Below are 17,633 nucleotides of genomic sequence, written 5' to 3'. Positions count from 1 at the left end.
TGCTGGGGTTGGGCCGGGGCACCGGCTGGCGCGATGGCTGTTGGATGCGGCCATCTTAGCCGATTGGCCGAGGCGGTGTCCCGCGGACCCCGCCGGCGGAGGGTCGGCGCCGTTCCCGCCAGGCCATGGCTTTATCCTGATGCTCGCGGATGAACGCCTCCTTATGGGTGTTGTAATCCAGCGGGTCGGCCAGGTCCATGACGGCGATTTTCTGCTTGAGCCGGTGATAGTCGGCTCTGGCGTCGGGATGGGCCAGCAAGTAGTCCCGGAAGGCGATGTGGCGCAGCCAGTGGTAGCTGTCTTTTGCCATGACATGGATGTGGACGGAGGTCTTGTAGTCCCTGCCCAAGGCGAAATCGTCGCCGTCGCCGATGACGGCGGGCAGCGGACCGGCGGTTAAGTTTTCCAGCTTGGCGAAAAAGCGCCGGTAAGGCATGGCGGCGTCGAATTTTTGAATGTAGGCGTAACCGCCGGCCAGCAGGGGCGTTACGGCGCCGTCGAGCGAAACCGTCGCCGGCAGGCCGACCAGGATATCGATGATGGGTTTGGCGCCGATGCTTTTTAGCGCCGTGCTGCCGATATGGTCGATGGACGGTTCCAGGCGGGACAAGGCGGATCGAATGATAGCCCGGTGCCGTTCGAAATGCGCTTCCCAGGCCGGGTCATAGGGAGAGACAACGACTTTCATGGCGAGTTTGCGGTTGCCCGATTCGTCGGGCGCGATGGACTGCTTTGCCCAAGGAAAAGCGGTTTCAAATCAAGGCAGCGGCGTCGTCGGCCGCGGCGAGTTTCTGTTTAGGGCCGGCGTAGCCGTCGAACAAAGCTTGATGGGCGCGCAGGGATAAGTCGCCGTCGCGGCTGTAGTATTCGCTCACCCATGCCAGCAAAAACGCCAATTTTTCATCCTGCGCTTCCTTGGACGGGTATTTGTGCGGTTCCCAAGGCCGATTGCGGCAGTTGGACAGGCAGGTTTCCACGCCGGGCTCCAGGAACAGCAAGGTGGGGGAATAGGCCAGGGCGGCGTCAATGAGGCCGGCGTAACAGCCTTCCGCTACCCTGCGGTCGTTGCTCTCGCAAAAGGCCTTCACATCGGCGGCGGCCTCGGCCGGATCGCGCGGCACGGCGATTTTGCCCGGCTCCCAGGCGACGGTGTCCAGGTCGAGCGTCGCCAGGCCGTGGCCGGCCGCGAGCCGCCTTGCCAGGGTGGTTTTGCCCGAGCCGGAATTGCCGAGGATGACGATGCGCATAGGGAGTTCCAATTGTTCGAAATACCGTGCCATGAAATCACGGCGAACGCGGGAGGCGCAATGCCCAGCGACGCGCGCCGTTGGGATCGGCCCGGAGCGGCGCAGCTTGAGGCCTTGCCCCATTAGCCGGATAATGCCCGGTCATCTTCGTTTCCGCTCTTCCAGCCCGCCGCATGCGCCAAGTCGAACTGCTTTCTCCCGCCGGTACCCTGCGCAATATGCGCTATGCCTATGCCTATGGCGCCGATGCCGTCTATGCCGGCCTGCCGCGCTACAGCCTCAGGGTGCGCAACAACGATTTCCTGGAAGACAACTTGGCTATCGGCATCGCCGAAGCCCATGACCTCGGCAAGCAATTCTATCTGGCGGCCAACGTGCTGCCGCACAACGCCAAGGTGAAATCCTTCATCCAGGACATGGCGCCCATCGTCGCCATGGGGCCGGACGCCCTCATCATGGCCGACCCCGGCCTGATGATGCTGGTGCGGGAAGCTTGGCCGGACATGCCCATCCACCTGTCGGTGCAGGCCAACACGGTCAATTACGCGGCGGTGCGCTTCTGGCAGTCGGCGGGGGTCAGCCGCATCATCCTGTCGCGGGAACTGTCCCTGGACGAGATCGCCGAAATCCGCCAGCAGTGCCCGGACATGGAACTGGAAGTGTTCGTCCACGGCGCCCTGTGCATCGCCTATTCGGGCAGGTGCCTGCTGTCCGGCTACTTCAACCACCGCGACCCCAACCAGGGCACCTGCACCAATTCCTGCCGCTGGAAATACGGCATGCAGGCGGCGGCGGAGAATGCGGAAGGGGATTATGTGGCGGCGTCTGTTTTGAATCTCCCTCACCCCAACCCTCTCCCTGAGGGAGAGGGACACACCGGAGCCGATCGCGCGACGTTTAAGATGGCCGACCTCAACAACGCCGGTTGCGCCGGCGGCGAGCGCCATCCCTTGGCCGACCAGGTGTATTTTCTGGAAGAGGAAAACCGTCCCGGCGAGTTGCTGCCGGTGTTCGAGGACGAGCACGGCACCTACATCATGAATTCCAAGGACCTGCGCGCCGTGGAACACGTGCAGCGCCTGGTGGATGCAGGGGTGGACAGCCTCAAGATCGAAGGCCGCACCAAGTCCCATTACTACGTGGCGCGCACCGCCCAGGTCTACCGCCAGGCCATCGACGACGCCCTGGCCGGCCGGCCGTTCGATCCGACGCTGTTGGGCGTGCTGGAAAATCTGGCTTCGCGCGGCTACACCGACGGCTTCTACCAGCGCCATCACACCCAGGAATACCAGAACTATGTGCGCGGCTATTCGGAAAGCCACCAGCAGCGTTTCGTCGGCGAGATTACCGGCCGCGACGAGGCCAGCGGCCTGGCCGAGGTGCTGGTGAAGAACAAGTTTGCCGTGGGCGACAAGCTGGAGCTGATTCTGCCGCAAGGCAACCGCGACATCGTGGTGGAGCGCATGGAGAACCGCGACGGCCAATCCATGCCGGAAGCGCCGGGGGGCGGCCACCAGGTGCGCATTCCGCTGCCGCCGGGCGCGTTGGAATACGGTTTGCTGGCCCGCTATCTGTAAATCCTAACCTTTTCAAGCCGCAAGGACATTCTTCCATGACGTTGATCTGGCCGCTGACGCATATTTTCGGCATCGTACTCATGGGGTTCAGCGGGCTGATGTCCACCGCCCTGGCGGTATCGTTCCTGGCCGAAGACGGCGCCACCGCGGCTTTCCTTAACGGCACGCTGGCGACCTTCACCCTGGGGCTGCTCATGTTCGGTTCCACCATGCACGTGAAAAAGGAAGTGCGCGCCCGCGCCGGCTTCCTGCTGGTGGCCTTGACCTGGAGCCTGCTGCCGGCTTTCGGCGCCATTCCCCTGGTATTGCAGCTGCCGGGGCTGAGTTTCACCGACGCCTACTTCGAGGCCATGTCGGGCCTGACCACCACCGGCGCGACCTTGTTGTCCGGCTTGGACGCCATGCCGGCTTCCATCAACCTGTGGCGGCACGAGCTGAATTGGATCGCCGGCATGGGCATCATCGTGTTCGCGGTTGCCATCCTGCCCATCCTCGGCGTGGGCGGCATGCAGCTGTACAAAGCGGAAACGCCCGGCGCCACCAAGGAGTCCTCCCTGCCGCCGCGCATCGCCCAGACCGCCAAGGCTTTGTGGGTGGTGTACGCCGGTTATACCGTCGTCTGCATCCTGTGCCTGAAGCTGGCCGGCATGAACTGGCTGGACGCCGTCTGCCACGCTTTCGCCGCCATGAGCCTGGGCGGCTTTTCCACCCACGACGCCAACGTCGGCTATTTCGATTCGGTGTCCATCGAGGTCATCCTGACGGTGTTCCAGTTGGCGGCCGGCATCAACTTCGCCACCCATTTCGTCGCCGTGCGCAAATTGACCACCGCGCCCTACGCCAGGGATCCGGAAGCCAAATCGTTCCTGCTGCTGGTGTTGGGCAGTTGCCTGCTGGCGGCGGGCGTGTTGTGGAACCAGGGGGTCTATCCCGATTACTGGACCGCGCTGCGCTATGCGTCCTTCAATTTGGTCACCATCGCCACCGATTGCGGCTTCGCCAATGCCGACTTCGGCCAGTGGCCCATCCTGGTGCCGTTGTGGATGCTGTTTCTCAGCTGCATTTCCACCAGTTCCGGCTCCACCGGCGGCGGCATCCGCATGATCCGCACCATCATCCTGGTGAAGCAATCGCTGCGGGAGTTCCATCTGCTGATCCATCCCCAATCGGTCACGCCGCTCAAAATCGGCGAGAACATCATCGGCAACAAGGTGGTCATGTCGGTGCTGGGTTTTATCTTCCTGTATTTCATCAGCGTGGTATCGCTTACCTTCGTGCTGATGTTCCAGGGGCTGGATTTCGTTACCGCATTCACCGCCGTCATCGCCTGCATCAACAACGCCGGCCCCGGCCTGGGCCAGGTGGGGCCCGCCGGCAATTACTCGGTGCTAACCGACTACGAAACCTGGGTGTTGTCCTTCACCATGCTGCTGGGCCGCGTGCAGATCTTCTCGGTCCTGATCCTGTTCGTGCCGGAGTTCTGGCGGAAGTAGGCGCGGTCGCGCCAGCTTGGCCTTGCTGTGGGGATTGGAAAGTTGTAGTAGCATCTTAAGAGAAAAATAAAAAACGGCCGAGTCCGACCATGAAACCAATTCCTTCCGCCCTGGCCCTGGGCGCTCTCCTCTGCCTGCTTTGCGCCTGCAGCGAACCCACCCGATTGGCCCGTATGGGCGGCGTCAAGCAGACCGACAAGGAAGACCTCGCCAGCGAATCCTTCAGTTTCAAATCCTTGGGTAAAACCGACGTCGACCTGGTGGGGGAAACCCATCAGAAAATCTTTTTCGCCGACCTCAAGCAGCTGGCGGAAAAGTTATACAGACGCAATCCCGGGGAATGGCGCAAATCCGGCCACACCAGCCTGGAGGAGGCCATGGAAGCGTTGTTCAAGGAACCGTATCCGCAGCCCAACAAAATGCGCAGCATCGATTGCATCCGCCTCACGTTCGACGAGGCCTATCGAGGCGACCGGGTGGAGAGCTTCATCGCCGGCATCGCCACCATGACCATGGAGGCGTACAACGATACGCACGATTACTATTTCACCGACATGCTGGACGCGCAGAAGCTCTACAACAGCGCCCGCAACATCGAGGCGGCCGCCTGGCTGTTGCGCAGCAAGGTGGACTCCCATCGCCGGCCGTTTTTATACAGCTACACCCCGGAAAAGAACCAAGCCGCCAACCTGAGCTTCGAGCGCCTGCTGGGCCGCTTGATTTCCAACCAGGACATCATCGCCCAGGTCACCGCCGACCGCACCCACCGCAATATCAAGGGCACGATCCAGTCGGCCGTGATGTTCATCCCTTTGTAAGCCCCGCCGATCCCCGCCGGCGCGCCAGCGCCGGCAGCAGCGCCAACACCCCCAGCAGGCTCAGGGACAGCAGCACCGGCGCGGATAGCAATCCTGCCAGGGAGTCGATTTCTCCCAGAGACCGTCCCAGGTTGGCGTAGACGAAACACCCCGGCACGATACCCACCACCGTGGTCCAGGCATAGGTGCCCAGGCTTACCGGCGTGAAGGCCGGCACCAGATTGACCAGCCAGAAGGGAAACAGCGGCACCAGGCGCAGGAACAACAGGTAATTGACGGCGTCCCGGCCGAAACCGGCAAGGATTTTGGCGGCTGCGGGGTTTCGCTCCAGCTTGTGCCGCGCGCTGTCGGCGAACAGGTAGCGCGCGGCGGCGAATACCGCCACGGCGCCCAGGCTGGAGGCGACGATCACCAGCACGGTGCCCAGCCAGCGTCCGAATAAAAAGCCGGCGGCCAGGGACAATACCGATCCGGCCGGAATGCTGAGGGCGGTGGCGACGGTGTAGAGCAGGCCCCAAGCCAGGAACAGGGTCCAGAAGTGGGCCTCGGTGTAGGCGAGCAGCTGTTCGCGGTTGGCCTGGAGGTGTTCCAGGCTCAGCCAATCGGCCCCGCCGTACAGGAAAAACGCCGCCGGCCCGGCCAGGAGGGCGACCAGCAGCATCCCTTTGACTATGGATTGCGCGGCATCGTTCATGACTCGTCTCCTGCGGCGTTTCCGCCGTCGATTGGGTCTAGCGGTGGTCAGGCGTTCGCGGCGGCGGTGATCGCGGCAATGGTCGCCATGGTTCGCTCGAACTCCGCGGCGAAAGCGGCGAACGTGGCCGTCTCGAAACGGCCCGCCTGCAATTCGTTTTCCAGCTGCGTGACGATGTCGCACAGCGCTTTCGCGCCGCAATTGGCGGCGGAGCCCTTCAGCTTATGGGCATGGTTCCTCGCTGCGGTTAAGTTGCCCGCCGTGGCTTCTGCGCCGATTTTGTCGCTTATCCCTTCCATGCTTTGGCCGAACAGGCCCAGCAGCTCCAACAGGAGTTCGCGATCGCCGCCCAGCAGTTCCAGGGCGTAGTCCAGGTCGAATCCCGGCGCGTCGGGGAAACCGCCGCCTTCGGCGGCAGGGAGCGGCGGCTCGGCGACGTAGTCGGCCGCCGGGGATATCCGGCGGCATAAGGTTTCCAACAACGTTTCCGGTTTGACCGGCTTGGCGATGAAATCGTTCATGCCGCAGTTCATGCAGCGCTGCCGTTCTTCCTGGGTAGCGCCGGCCGTGAGGGCGATGATGGGCAGTCGGGCGAATTCCGGATTGGCGCGGATTTTTTCGGTGGCTTCGGCGCCGCCCATGACCGGCATGTGCATGTCCATCAGGACGGCGTCCACCCGTTGCTGCGCCAGCACGTTCAGCGCTTCTTGGCCGTTGTTGGCGACGACGCTGGTCAGACCGGCGAGCTTGAGAAACTCGCACACCACCCGCTGGTTGACTTCATTGTCCTCCACGACCAGCACCGTCCGTCCGTGCAGCGCGTGTCCCATTTCGTTCAGCTTGTGCGCCAGCTCCCCGGCTTGGCGGTCGGTGCGGCGGCGGAGGGTGCGGGGACGGTCGAGGTGTTCGGCGGCGATGCCCAGTCGCAGTTCGAAGCTGAAGCTCGAGCCCTGGCCCAGGGCGCTGCGGACGCTGAAGCGGCTGTCCATGAGCCGCAGCAGGCTTTGGCTGATGGCCAGGCCCAAACCGGTGCCGCCGAAGCGGCGCGTGATGGAGCCGTCCACCTGGCTGAAGGCGCGAAACAGTTTTTCCTGGTCCTCCTCGGCGATGCCGATGCCTTGATCCTCCACGCAGAAATTCAGCAGGGCGTGCCCGTCTTCGATTTTTTGCAAGGTGATTGCCAGGACGACTTGGCCCCGCTCCGTGAATTTGACGGCGTTGCTGAGCAGGTTGGTGAGGACTTGCTGGATGCGCAGGGCGTCGCCGACGAGGTCGCGCGGCGTGCCGTCCTGCACCTGGATTTTGAAATCGAGCTGCTTGGCCCGGATTTGCGCTTCGAACAGGCCGCGCAGGTTGTCCACCATCGCGTCCAAGTCGAACGGCTCCAGCTCCAGGGGCATTTGTCCGGCGTCCAGCTTGGAGAAGTCGAGGATGTCGTTGAGAATGGACAGCAGGTTTTGCGAGGAGGCGGCGATTTTTTCCAGGTAATCGCGCAATTCCGCGCTGGCCGGCAGGTTCAGCGCCAGTTGCGTCAAGCCGATGACGCCGTTCATCGGCGTGCGGATTTCGTGGGACATGTTCGCCAGGAATTCGCTTTTGGCGCGGGCGTTTTCCTCGGCCAGGGCCTTGGCGTTGCGCAGTGCCTCGGCCGCCATGCGCCTAGCGGTGACGTCCGTGTGGGTGCCGGTCATGCGCGTCGGCTGGCCGGCGGCGTCCCGGTCGATGATGATGCCGCGGTCCAGTATCCATTTGTAGCTGCCGTCCTTGCACAGCACGCGGTGTTCGTTGACGTAGTGGGGCGTGGCGCCGTCGAAGCAGGACTGCACGTCGGCCATGACGGCGGCCGTATCGTCGGGATGGATGCGTTGCGTCCATTCCTCCACGTCGCTGCCGATCTCGTCCTCGGCGTAGCCCAGCATTTCCTTCCAGCGCTTGGAGAAAAACACCTCGCCTTTGCTTATGTTCCAGTCCCACAGGCCGTCGCCGGTGCCTTCGAAGGCGAATTCCAGGCGTTGCTCGTTTTCCTGGAGCTTGCGGTCCAGGGCTTTTTTCTCGGTGATATCGGAAATGTAGCCGTGCCAAAGGGTGCTGCCTTCCGCCAGCCTTTCCGGCTTGGCGTGGCCGGACAGCCAGCGCTCGCCTTTGCTCGGCAGGGTGACGCGGTAGTCCAGGCGCCAGGGCTGCATGGTGCGTTCCGATTCGCGGATCGAAGCGACGATGGCGTCGTGATCGTCCGGGTGCAAGACCGCGAATACCGGTGTCGCGTCCTCCCGCACTTGTTCCGGCGTTACCTCGTAGATTTCCCGGATGCCGTCGCTGGCGTAGGGAAAGCACGCCCGCCCGTCGGGATACTGCCGGTATTGGTAGATCACGCCGGGCACGTGCTGGGAGATTTTGGCGAGCCGGTCATGGCTGCTTTGCAGTTCCGCTTCCAACCGCTTGCGCTCGGATATATCGGAGTGCGTGCCGACGACGCGGAGCGGGCGGCCGCTCTCGTCGCGGCTGACCACCATGCCGCGGCCCAGAATCCATTTGTATTCGCCGTTTTCGCAGCGTACCCGGTGTTCGCAGGCGAAGCTCGGCGTTTCGCCTCGCAGATGGGCTTGCAGCTCTCGTTGCAGCACTGGCAAGTCGTCGGGATGCACCAGCCGCTCCCAGTCGCCGATGGCAGGGCCGATCTCGCCCGGCGCGTAGCCCTGTATCTCGTACCAGCGGCGGGAAAACAGCACTTCGCCGGCCGGCACGTCCCAGTCCCACACGCCGTCGCCGGAGCCTTCCAGGGCGAAATGCCAGCGCTGTTCGCTCTCCAGCAGCGCTTGGGTGCGTTCCCGCACCTGGCTTTCGACCCGGGCGGTATAGCCGGTGCCCAACAGCAGCAGTCCCCCTAGCACCCCCGTTCCCAGCAGGCCGGCGGCCAGGAAACCGACGGTCTGTCCGCCTTGGCCCTGGTTCCAGTACTGCGGCACAGGCGCCGTTTCCAGCGAATAGCGCCGGCCGGCGAAGCGGAATTCGGTGCTGTACAGCGGCGTCGCCGCGGCGGCGCTGAGGTTGTCGTACAGGGGCAGGCCGGCGGCCGTATCGCTCAGCCGCACGAACAAGGGGAGCGAATGGGCCGACAGCTGGGCTTCGATGAAATCGCCCATTTTCAGCACGCTCAGCAGCATGTCCGAATTCGTTCCTTGCGCTTTCACCGGAAGGAGCAGCAACACGGCCGCTTGGCCGGTCTTGTCCTGCAGCAGGCGGAGGGGCGCGGTCGCCACCAGCTTGTCGTTGGCCAGGGCGAGCTCCAGGGCCTCACGGCGCTCGGGCGTGGACGCCAGGTCGAACCCCAGCGCCACCTCGTTGCCCGCCATGGGTTCCAGGTAGGTGATGGGATAGTAATAAGGGCGGGGTTGCGCCCGGATCGGCCGCCCTTGGCCGTCTCTTTCCTTGATTTCGAAACCGGCCAGCTGACTGGCCTCGGCGGCCTCGAATCGGCCCCGTTCCGCCGCCGCGATGCGCGGCGCCCATTCGATGGCTTGGACCGCGCCGATGTGTTTCACCACGCCCTGGGTGAGGATGCCGAATTGCTCTCTACTGGGCGGTTTTTCTCCATGACCGAACAAAGCCTGCATTTGCTGCAACAGCAGCTCCTGCTCGTCGAGACGGGTAAGGATGTGTTGCCGGAACTGGTCCGACAGGCCTTGGAATTTCTCCATGGAGGCTTGCCGGCTCCATTGGCCGGCCGTGAAGTGAAAGGCGAGCACCAGGGTCAGGATGAACAGCATGGGGCCGGCGACCGACAGTCTCCTGGCCCTCCAAGCGTCGCGCGGCTCGGCCGCCAGCACCAGGCCAATGGGGAAAAACACCAGCACGCCGAGGGTGTCGCCCAGCCACCACGTTAGCCAGTGCTTGGCGAGGCCGTCCGGTTCGACCAGGTCCAGGGCGGCGAGCGCGCCGATCGATAGGGTCGCGCTGGTCAGGCACAGCAGCGGGGCCGCGATGAACAGCCGCTGCAAGTCGCCGGTTTGATCGAAACGGCAACCGGTTCCCAGCAGGCGATGCAAAACCCGTCCGCCGACCATGGCCTGGACGACCGGCGCCAGGCCCATGGCGGCGGCGAATGCGGCCGCCCGGACGGAGGAGGCAGGCGTGTACCCGGTCCACAGGTTGAGCAGCCACGCGCCGACGAAGATCCAAGGCAAGGCCCGCTTGCCGGCCAGATAGACGGCGGCCAAGGCGAGCCCGGCCGGCGGGAACAAGGGGGTGGAATAGACGGGAGGCAGCGCCAGCAGCAAGCAGAGCTTGCCCGTTGCCAGGTAGGCGATAAGCAATGCGAAAAACGCGGCCGGCCGGTAGCGGTGCGGTGTGGGGAGCTGGCTCATCGTCTTCGGGTCCCTGTTACGCCTTTCTCGGGGCTGCTCGTCGGTGAAAGCCAGGCAAGCCCGTCTTTCGGGTTCCGGCCGGATGTCCTATCGCCCGGTCTCGCGGGCCCAATCACAAGTTTAGGGAAGTTCTGACTTAAGTGAAAAATAATGCGTTATCGCCCCGGTCGATCGCTTTCTTTATGGACTTCGCGCCCGGCGAGCGCTCGAATTTACCGTCAACCGCGGTAGCGGTCTTCCGCGTCATAATAATCGGGAAAGCCCACCGCCGATTTCAGTTCCTCGAAATCCATCACGTCCGGCCGGCCGCCGGCCTTGATGGCCCGCAAGGCGGCGCGCATGGCCTTGATGGCGACGTTGAGCTGGGTGAGGGGATACACGGCGATTTTGTAGCCGATGGCTTCCAGTTCGGCCGGCGGCAGCAGCGGCGTTTTGCCGTGTTCGATCAGATTGGCCATTTTCGGGCCGTCCACCTCGGCGCAGTAGCGGCGCATTTCCTCTTCGCTTTCCGGCGCTTCCAGGAACGTGATGTCGGCGCCCAGCTTGCGGAACAGCTTGCAGCGGGCGATGGCTTCGTCCAGGCCGTCGGTGGCGCGGGCGTCGGTGCGGGCCATGACGAGGATGTCTGCGCCTTCGTTGCGGGCATCCACCGCGGCGCGGATGCGCATGGCGGCTTCGTCCCGGCTCACCACCGCCTTGCCCTGGGTGTGGCCGCAGCGTTTGGGGGCGACCTGGTCTTCCAGCATGATGCAGGCGAAGCCGGCGCGGGCGTAGCCTTGCACGGTGCGCTTGACGTTGAGGGCGTTGCCGAAGCCGGTGTCGCCGTCGCCGAACAGGGGGATGGATACGGCGGCGCAGACGTTGCTGCCCTGTTCCAGCAGCTCGCCGTAGGAAATCAGTCCGGTGTCGGGCAGGCCCAGCCGCACGGCGGAGACGGCGAAGCCGCTCATGAAGCCCATGTCGAAGCCGGCTTCCTCGATCAGCCTGGCGGACATAGCGTCGTGGCAGCCGGGCATGACCCGGATGCCCGGTTGGGCGAGCAGGCGGCGTAGGCGGTCGGCGGGACTGGACATGGCGGTTCTCCGGGGGTGTCGGCGGCTAGCATAGCCAGAAGGCGGGAATTCGGCTACGCTGCCGCCCAGTTCCAATCCGAGCCGACGCTATGAACCAGCCCATCGCCATTCCCCGTCCCCTGGTCAACCAATTGCTGCACCACGCCCAGCTGTCGCCCGATCTGGAAGTGTGCGGCTTGGTCGGCGCGAAAAACGGCGTGCCGGCCAGTTGTTACCCGGTCGCCAACGCCGCCGGCGATCCGGCCACCCGTTTCCAGCTCGATCCCCAGGGCCAGATCGCCGCCATGCGCGCCATGCGCGAGAAAGGCGAGGCGCTGTTCGCCATTTTCCACTCCCACCCCACCGCGCCGGCCCTGCCGTCCGCCGAGGACGCGGCCCAGGCGGCCTATCCGGAAGCGCTGTACCTGATTATTTCCCTCAACACCAAAGGCGTGCTGGAGCTGCGCGGTTTCCGGCTGCAGGGGCAGGGGTTCGGTGAGGTGGAGCTGTTGCTGGCGGAGGAATGATGTCGCTGGTTCATCTTTGCATAGGTCGGGGTGGGCGCGCGTAACGTCCGGCCGCATGGCCTGCGCGCCTCTTCCGGCCTACATCGCCCCCGGCCGCCAGCCGACGTCGATTTTCCCGTCCACAATACCGATGCGCCGGTCGGCGGCCGCCGCGAAAGCGGGGTCGTGGGTCACTGCCACCACCGTCTTGCCCATCTGGTGGGTCAGGTCTTGCAGGATGCCTCGCACGGTGGCGCCGGAGGCGGAGTCCAGGTTGCCGGTGGGTTCGTCCGCCAGCACTACCAGGGGATCGTTGGCCAGGGCGCGGGCGATGGCGACGCGCTGGCGCTGGCCGCCGGAAAGCTGATGGGGGAACTTGGGGTGGTGCTCGGCCACGCCCAGCCGTTCCAATAGTTCTATGCCGCGCCGGCGGGCGGCCGTTTCGTCCATCCGGCCCAGGCGCAGCATGGGCAGCGTGACGTTGTCCAGCACGCTGAATTCGGCCAGCAAAAAATGGAACTGGAAGACGAAGCCCAACTTTTCCAGGCGGCGGTTGGCCAGTTCGTTTTCGCCGTAAACGGAGGTGTCCTCGCCGTCCAGCCATACCCGGCCCGACGTGGGAGTGTCCAGCAGCCCCAGCAGATACAGCAGCGACGATTTGCCCGAGCCGGACGGCCCCATGATGCAGACGAACTCGCCGCGCTGGATGTCCAGGCTGACGCCGTCCACCAGGGTGACCGGCACTTCGCCCGGCAGGACGCGCAGCAGCTGCTCGGCCCGCAGCACAGCGCTCACGAAGCGCCCCGCAGAATGTCCACCGGCTGCACGCGGGAGGCCCGCCGCGCCGGCAAATAGGCGGCGGCCACGCAGGACGTCAGCGCGAAGGCGGCGGCGATGGCGTATTGCTCCGGTCCCCACCAGATGGGAATGGGCACTTTGTCCGATACGCCCGGCGGTTTTAATTGGATGGTGGACAGCAGCTTCATCAGCCCCACCCCCAGCGCCAGGCCGAAGCTGCTGCCGATGACGCCGACGATGCTGCCTTCCAGCAGGAAAATCAGCCGCACGTCGCGGGCGTGGAAGCCCATGGATTTGAGGATGGCGATGTCGCGCGTCTTCTCCATGGCGATGGTGGAAATGGTGTTGTAGATGCCGAACGACGCCACCACCAGGATGGCCGACACCACGCTGAACATGATGATGTTGCGCACCACCAGCAGGCTGAGGACGTCCTCCGAGGCCTCGATCCACGACACCGATTTGTAGCCGACGGCCGCCTCGATGCGCTGGGCCAGGACGCGGGCGGCATAGGGATCGTCCAACTGGATGACGATGCGGTTGGCGCGGTTGGGCCGGTCGGACATCACCTGGGCGCGCTTGAGCAGCACGAAAGTCTGCGCCTCGTCGTAAGTGGCGTTGCCGGTGCGGAAAATGCCGACGACTTTCATGGGCCGGCCGGCGCCGCTGGAAGACACCACGCTTACCGTGCCGCCCAACCGCAGGTTGAATTTGTCCACCAGGCCTTTGCCGACGACGATGCCGTTGGGATTGAACGCCAGGGCGTCCAGCGAGCCTTGGACGATTTTCTCCTCGATGGTGGAGACGTCCTTCATGTCCGCCGGCACGATGCCGGAGAGGGTGACGCCTTGCTGGCGGCCGGCGAAGCTGAGCACGGCCGAGTCCACCAGCACCGGTGCCGCCCGCACGCCGGGCAGGGAGCGCACGAAAGCCAGCTTTTCCCGGTAGCCGCGGATGCCGCGGGTTTCGGTCTGCGGCTTGACGTTGGTTATGCGCACCGCGCCGTCCGTCCAGCTTAGCTCGGCCGGCTGCACGCGCGGCTTGCGGTAGTCGTCGGACACGGTGATGTGCGGGCTGTTGTCCACCAGCCGCTTGACGAAGTCCTTCTCCGAGCCGCGCATCATGGACGACACCGCCAGGAAAAACGCCACGCCCAGCACCACTCCGCCCAGGGAGACGAGGGTCTGGCGCTTGCGGCTGGTGAGGTGGCCCAGGGCGACTTTGAGTTGGATGATCATGGGGAGGCGGGGAAACGTGGTGTAGTTGCGTCCAAGATCGGCGGTTCCCGTTGTCGCCCCCTCTCCGCCGGGAGAGGGGGGAGGGTGAGACAAAAAGTTAAGGAGCGGATTCCTTCGCATCGGTGGGCCGGGCACGCGCCGCGCGGCCCTCGCGCAGGTCTTCGGTGGGCGCATCCACCACCTGGGCGTCCGGTTCCAGCCCTTCCAGTATCTCGCTACGCACGGCGCCGGCCACGCCGACGCGCACCGCTTGGCGATGCAGCTTGCCGTCCCGCACCAGCCATAAAGTTCCGTTCCGCAGGGCGCCGGTCGGCACCAGCAGGGCATCCTGCCGTTCGCTCACCACCAGGTTGGCGTCCACCGTCATGCCCACCCGCAACTCGGCCGGATCGGTTAGGCGGATGCGCACCCGGTAACTGCGCGCCACCGGATCGCCCTTGGGTGTCACCTCGGCCACCTCGCCGTCCAGCACCCGGCCCGGTAGGGCGTCGGCGCGCAACAGCGCTTTTTGTCCCACCCGGACGCGGGGAATGTCCTCCTCGTCCACTTCGGCGGTGACGCGCAACGGCGCGCAGCAAGACAAATGGAAGACGGCTTGGCCGGTGGGAATGAACTGGCCGATTTCTCCGTCGCGGCGGATGATCAAACCGTCGGCGGGAGCCGTGAGCGCCAGGAAGCCGCGTTGCGCCTCGGCCCGTTTCAGCGCCGCCTCGGCCGCCTCCCGGTCGGCGCGTATCCGGTCCAGCTCCAGCTTGGCCTGGAAACCGCGCTGCGCCAACTCCTCGTTGCGCCGGTACTGCGCCTGGGCGTAGCGGGCGCGGGAAGCCAGTTCCCGCACCGTGTTGTCCAGGTCCTCGTCCTCGAAGCGGGCCAGCACCTGGCCCTTGCGCACCGTGTCCCCTTCGTCCGCGTTCAGTTCCGCCAGGTTTCCCCCCTGGCGCGGCGCGATGGGCAGCATCACCGTCGGCTCCACCGTGCCGGTGGCGTAAACCGCCTCCACCGCCGGCCCGCGCGTCGGCGTAACGACGCCGACCGCCATCGGCCCCAAGCGCCACCATAGCACGCCGCCGAGCACGGCGATTACGCCGCTCACCAAAATCCAAAGCCATTTGTTTCGCATCGATCTAGGGCGCCAGTGTGGTTATTGCTATGTGTAGCTCGGTTGATGTGTTGTGGTTGACCTGGGTGGTCTCAGCTCTAAAGCTTTTAGCTTCCAATATTTGTATCACAGACACAAGTAATAGGCTGTGTCGAGCGAGTGATGTTTAATAACAACTGGGTTGTGCTTTGTTGGTTATGCTGAAATACCCAGTCATGCGCGAAATTACCAAAGTCGCTGACTCTATCGGGACTTCTAATTTTCGGAGAAGGGCGATAGTTAATAGGGTTTCGGTTAATACAGTAAATTCAGCTATGGTGCTGCTGTCAAGTGAGTGATTGTTTGCGTGGCTTAAATCGTTACGTAGGTCGCAAATGCTTTTTAGAATGCGTTTGTCATAAATCCATGTGTTTGTTATGGAGGTGGGGATGGTATCGAAAAAGTCACGAAGGCATTTTTCGGTGTTGTACTTTGAGTGGTTATATTTGGGGATGTTGTGGAGGAACGCGGATACTGATTTTTTGTCGCCAAAATGTTTGATTAGGATAGGCTTGGCTCTGGTGCAGAGGTTGTGAAGTTTTTCTTCGTCTAAATATGCCTTTTTTGTTTTGGTTAGTGCTTCCAGTAGGCGGAAATATCCGAGAAAACGTTCTTCGGTGTTTGTGCGGCGTCTATATCGAATGTATTTTTCGAATATATGCTTGTGTTCGTTGTTCTCGGCGAAATATGCTCGGAATGTCTCAAGCGGAAGCGCCGGGAGGTTAGATGGATTGTGACGAAGGTTTCGTCCTAGAGGGAACAGTATTGGAGTGTTAGGCCTGCGTTTTAAATGGGCGGTAGGGAAGTAGATGGAGATTTGCGTATGGGGTCCGTGATCGGCATGATTTGCATAAACTGTTTCGAGTTCAATTTCATCGCCGGTTAAAAGTGATAATAGAACAATTAAGTCGTTTATTAGGCTTATTGCGTTGTTGGCGCTAAGTGCGTTTTCTGCTCTCAAAATTAGAGATGGCGGGAATTTTATTCCCGCTTTACATTCCGGTAGCGAGTAAAATATCGATGGATTGTAATCGATGAACAGGTATCCAAGGTTGTTGATGCGGATCTCTAGTTCTCTTAGTGATGTTTTTTTGTTGCGAAGAAAAGCCTTTCGATCTGTATAGTGCGCGATAATTTCATCCCGTTTGAAGGTGTTACCGATCCATGTCGTTATCGTCGGTGAGAAAAGCTCAATTTCTAGGAAGGTTTGGGTGTTTTTGAAGTGGCTTTGGCTGTATAGCACGTAGCCTACTTCGTAAGTGGATTCAAAGTATGAGCGATGAGATTGACGGTCTAGTATTTTTGCCAGTCCAGATTGTGGTCGAAGGTCGAGTAGGAGGAATGTGCTGTTCTGTTGTCTACATGATAAACGATCTATTTTTTTCCATCCAAACGCGCCAGGGTTGTCAGTGAATTCCTCCCACTTGACGGTTAGAATTATTTTGTCTGGTTTAAGCGCTAGTTCTCCTGCGTAATTTTTTTCTCCATGCACAACTGTTACATGAAAGGTGTAATCCTTATTGAGTTCAAGCTGTTTAAGGGTGAGTGTCATGGTGTTTTGTTCTATTTCAGCTATACAGTGTTCGCACCCTGCGATTATGTATTCGCTCTAATGCCTTCGGCGCGATTGTTCTTATGTATCGTCCCGTTTGCCGCGCCGAGCACCGGAGCTTTCGGCGGGATCAACCCGAAGGGCGGCCGCATGGAGGCGGCCGGTTGTACGTCAGGCCAGGGATGGCCTGTCGGACAACTCCCGTCGAAAGCGAGGAGCGCAGGGCACCGCGTAGCGGCGCGGCAATCGGGCGGCTTTTTCTTTGGTTACTTTCTTTTTGGCCGCACAAAAGAAAGTAACCCGCCCGTGGGTGCGGCTAACCCACATTTAAATAAAAACCGCCGTAGGCGCTCCATAAAAATCAACCGTTTCGCTTTAGCCAAAGCTCCCGCCCTCTACCCAGCCCTCTCCCGCCAGTGGGAAATGAAGCCGGAAAGCGGCGAGTTACGGCAAGGTCGAATCAAGCAAACAACCTCGCCAACCCAAACGCCGCTCCCGCCGCCAGGCCGCCGACGAACACCGTCTGCGCGGCGCTTTTCCAGCGCTTGACGCCGGTGAAGTGGCCTTTGACGAAGCCGAACACGGCCAGGGCGGTGAGGGTGACGGCGGCGGACCAGGGCAGGGCCTGGGTGGCGTCGTCCAGCAACACGTAGGGCGCCAGCGGGATGGCGCCGCCGGCCACGTAGGAGGCGGCGATGGTGGCGGCGCTTTGCAGGGCGCGTTTGGGATGGGGCTCTTCCAGGCCCAGCTCGAAGCGCATCATGAAATCGCGCCAGGCTTGCGGCCGGCGCTTGAGGCCGGCCACCAGGGGGGCGACTTCTTCTGCGGTGAGGCCGTAGTCGGCGAAGATGTCGATGATTTCCTGCTCTTCCACTTTGGGCAGCTTGCGGATTTCCCATTCCTCGCGGCGCTGCTCGCTGTAGTAGTGCTCCGCTTCGCTGCGGGCGGCCAGGTAGCCGCCCAGGCCCATGGCGATGGAGCCGGCGACGATTTCCGCCACGCCGGCCGTTACCACCAAGTGGGCGGCGTTGACGGCGCCGGTGATGCCGGCGGCCAGGGCGAAGGGCACGGTGAGTCCGTCGGCCATGCCGATGACCACGTCCTTGACCGCATCGCCGCCTTTGAAATGTTCTTCACGATGGTGGAGCCGGTTCAC

The 17,633-nt window shown here is 62.7% G+C and carries 14 protein-coding genes; 4 read left to right on the top strand and 10 right to left on the bottom strand.

The window, feature by feature from the left end; all coding sequences use genetic code 11:
- Positions 1-55: 55 nt before the first annotated feature.
- Both K5607_RS14470 and K5607_RS14465 read right to left on the bottom strand, forming a co-directional pair.
- A complete protein-coding gene (locus K5607_RS14470) occupies positions 56-688 on the bottom strand; it encodes a GrpB family protein (RefSeq protein ID WP_221047432.1) in 633 nt (210 codons plus the stop codon).
- A 64-nt stretch (positions 689-752) separates the two neighbouring features.
- Positions 753-1,280 carry a P-loop NTPase family protein gene (locus K5607_RS14465; RefSeq protein WP_221047431.1) on the bottom strand — a complete coding sequence of 176 codons (528 nt, stop codon included), beginning with the start codon at positions 1,278-1,280 and terminating at the stop codon, positions 753-755.
- Positions 1,281-1,420: 140 nt separating this feature from the next.
- Between K5607_RS14465 and trhP the strand changes: the two genes are divergently transcribed.
- The 3 genes from trhP to K5607_RS14450 all read left to right on the top strand — a co-directional run bounded on the left by trhP (position 1,421) and on the right by K5607_RS14450 (position 5,135).
- Entirely contained in the window at positions 1,421-2,824 is a 1,404-nt protein-coding gene (trhP, locus tag K5607_RS14460; RefSeq protein WP_221047430.1) for a prephenate-dependent tRNA uridine(34) hydroxylase TrhP, read from the top strand.
- Positions 2,825-2,859: 35 nt separating this feature from the next.
- Complete coding sequence (locus K5607_RS14455) at positions 2,860-4,317, top strand: TrkH family potassium uptake protein (RefSeq protein ID WP_221047429.1); 1,458 nt, start codon at positions 2,860-2,862, stop codon at positions 4,315-4,317.
- Between the two features lie 89 nt (positions 4,318-4,406).
- Positions 4,407-5,135, top strand: coding sequence for a hypothetical protein (locus K5607_RS14450; RefSeq protein WP_221047428.1), 729 nt, complete (start codon positions 4,407-4,409; stop codon positions 5,133-5,135).
- On the opposite strand, the gene K5607_RS14445 is transcribed toward K5607_RS14450, so the two are convergent.
- The 3 genes from K5607_RS14445 to K5607_RS14435 all read right to left on the bottom strand — a co-directional run bounded on the left by K5607_RS14445 (position 5,122) and on the right by K5607_RS14435 (position 11,266).
- A complete protein-coding gene (locus K5607_RS14445; RefSeq protein WP_221047427.1) occupies positions 5,122-5,829 on the bottom strand; it encodes a TVP38/TMEM64 family protein in 708 nt (235 codons plus the stop codon). The two genes, K5607_RS14450 and K5607_RS14445, sit on opposite strands and share 14 nt — an antisense overlap.
- A gap of 47 nt (positions 5,830-5,876) precedes the next feature.
- The gene (locus K5607_RS14440) at positions 5,877-10,193 is read right to left on the bottom strand and encodes a PAS domain-containing protein (RefSeq protein ID WP_221047426.1); all 4,317 of its coding nucleotides are present in this window, start codon (positions 10,191-10,193) and stop codon (positions 5,877-5,879) included.
- Positions 10,194-10,411: 218 nt separating this feature from the next.
- Positions 10,412-11,266 carry an isocitrate lyase/PEP mutase family protein gene (locus K5607_RS14435; RefSeq protein WP_221047425.1) on the bottom strand — a complete coding sequence of 285 codons (855 nt, stop codon included), beginning with the start codon at positions 11,264-11,266 and terminating at the stop codon, positions 10,412-10,414.
- An 89-nt stretch (positions 11,267-11,355) separates the two neighbouring features.
- On the opposite strand from K5607_RS14435, the gene K5607_RS14430 reads away from it, so the two are divergent.
- Positions 11,356-11,772 (top strand): M67 family metallopeptidase, encoded by a 417-nt coding sequence (locus K5607_RS14430; protein ID WP_221047424.1) that lies wholly within the window; start codon positions 11,356-11,358, stop codon positions 11,770-11,772.
- 78 nt (positions 11,773-11,850) lie between these two features.
- On the opposite strand, the gene K5607_RS14425 is transcribed toward K5607_RS14430, so the two are convergent.
- The 5 genes from K5607_RS14425 to K5607_RS14405 all read right to left on the bottom strand — a co-directional run bounded on the left by K5607_RS14425 (position 11,851) and on the right by K5607_RS14405 (position 17,633).
- Positions 11,851-12,546: an ABC transporter ATP-binding protein gene (locus tag K5607_RS14425; protein ID WP_221047423.1), complete on the bottom strand. Its 696-nt coding sequence runs from the start codon at positions 12,544-12,546 to the stop codon at positions 11,851-11,853.
- Positions 12,543-13,787 carry an ABC transporter permease gene (locus K5607_RS14420; protein WP_221047422.1) on the bottom strand — a complete coding sequence of 415 codons (1,245 nt, stop codon included), beginning with the start codon at positions 13,785-13,787 and terminating at the stop codon, positions 12,543-12,545. The genes K5607_RS14425 and K5607_RS14420 overlap by 4 nt, the downstream gene beginning before the upstream one ends.
- 97 nt (positions 13,788-13,884) lie before the next feature.
- On the bottom strand, positions 13,885-14,880 hold the full coding sequence (locus K5607_RS14415) for an efflux RND transporter periplasmic adaptor subunit (RefSeq protein ID WP_221047421.1): 996 nt from the start codon (positions 14,878-14,880) through the stop codon (positions 13,885-13,887).
- 172 nt (positions 14,881-15,052) lie between these two features.
- Positions 15,053-16,477, bottom strand: coding sequence for an ApeA N-terminal domain 1-containing protein (locus K5607_RS14410; protein ID WP_221047420.1), 1,425 nt, complete (start codon positions 16,475-16,477; stop codon positions 15,053-15,055).
- A 460-nt stretch (positions 16,478-16,937) separates the two neighbouring features.
- Entirely contained in the window at positions 16,938-17,633 is a 696-nt protein-coding gene (locus K5607_RS14405; protein ID WP_221047419.1) for a VIT1/CCC1 transporter family protein, read from the bottom strand.

The sequence above is a fragment of the Methylogaea oryzae genome (assembly GCF_019669985.1).
In the GTDB taxonomy this organism is placed as follows: domain Bacteria; phylum Pseudomonadota; class Gammaproteobacteria; order Methylococcales; family Methylococcaceae; genus Methylogaea; species Methylogaea oryzae.
Note: the sequence above shows the minus strand (reverse complement) of the source record. Positions and strands in the feature narration are given on the sequence as shown.

What these genes read in the sequence shown, in the direction of transcription:
- K5607_RS14470 (WP_221047432.1), bottom strand. Translation starts at nt 688, where the DNA reads ATGAAAGTCGTTGTCTCTCCCTATGACCCGGCCTGGGAAGCGCATTTC.
- K5607_RS14465 (WP_221047431.1), bottom strand. Translation starts at nt 1,280, where the DNA reads ATGGCACGGTATTTCGAACAATTGGAACTCCCTATGCGCATCGTCATC.
- trhP (WP_221047430.1), top strand. Translation starts at nt 1,421, where the DNA reads ATGCGCCAAGTCGAACTGCTTTCTCCCGCCGGTACCCTGCGCAATATG.
- K5607_RS14455 (WP_221047429.1), top strand. Translation starts at nt 2,860, where the DNA reads ATGACGTTGATCTGGCCGCTGACGCATATTTTCGGCATCGTACTCATG.
- K5607_RS14450 (WP_221047428.1), top strand. Translation starts at nt 4,407, where the DNA reads ATGAAACCAATTCCTTCCGCCCTGGCCCTGGGCGCTCTCCTCTGCCTG.
- K5607_RS14445 (WP_221047427.1), bottom strand. Translation starts at nt 5,829, where the DNA reads ATGAACGATGCCGCGCAATCCATAGTCAAAGGGATGCTGCTGGTCGCC.
- K5607_RS14440 (WP_221047426.1), bottom strand. Translation starts at nt 10,193, where the DNA reads ATGAGCCAGCTCCCCACACCGCACCGCTACCGGCCGGCCGCGTTTTTC.
- K5607_RS14435 (WP_221047425.1), bottom strand. Translation starts at nt 11,266, where the DNA reads ATGTCCAGTCCCGCCGACCGCCTACGCCGCCTGCTCGCCCAACCGGGC.
- K5607_RS14430 (WP_221047424.1), top strand. Translation starts at nt 11,356, where the DNA reads ATGAACCAGCCCATCGCCATTCCCCGTCCCCTGGTCAACCAATTGCTG.
- K5607_RS14420 (WP_221047422.1), bottom strand. Translation starts at nt 13,787, where the DNA reads ATGATCATCCAACTCAAAGTCGCCCTGGGCCACCTCACCAGCCGCAAG.
- K5607_RS14410 (WP_221047420.1), bottom strand. Translation starts at nt 16,477, where the DNA reads ATGACACTCACCCTTAAACAGCTTGAACTCAATAAGGATTACACCTTT.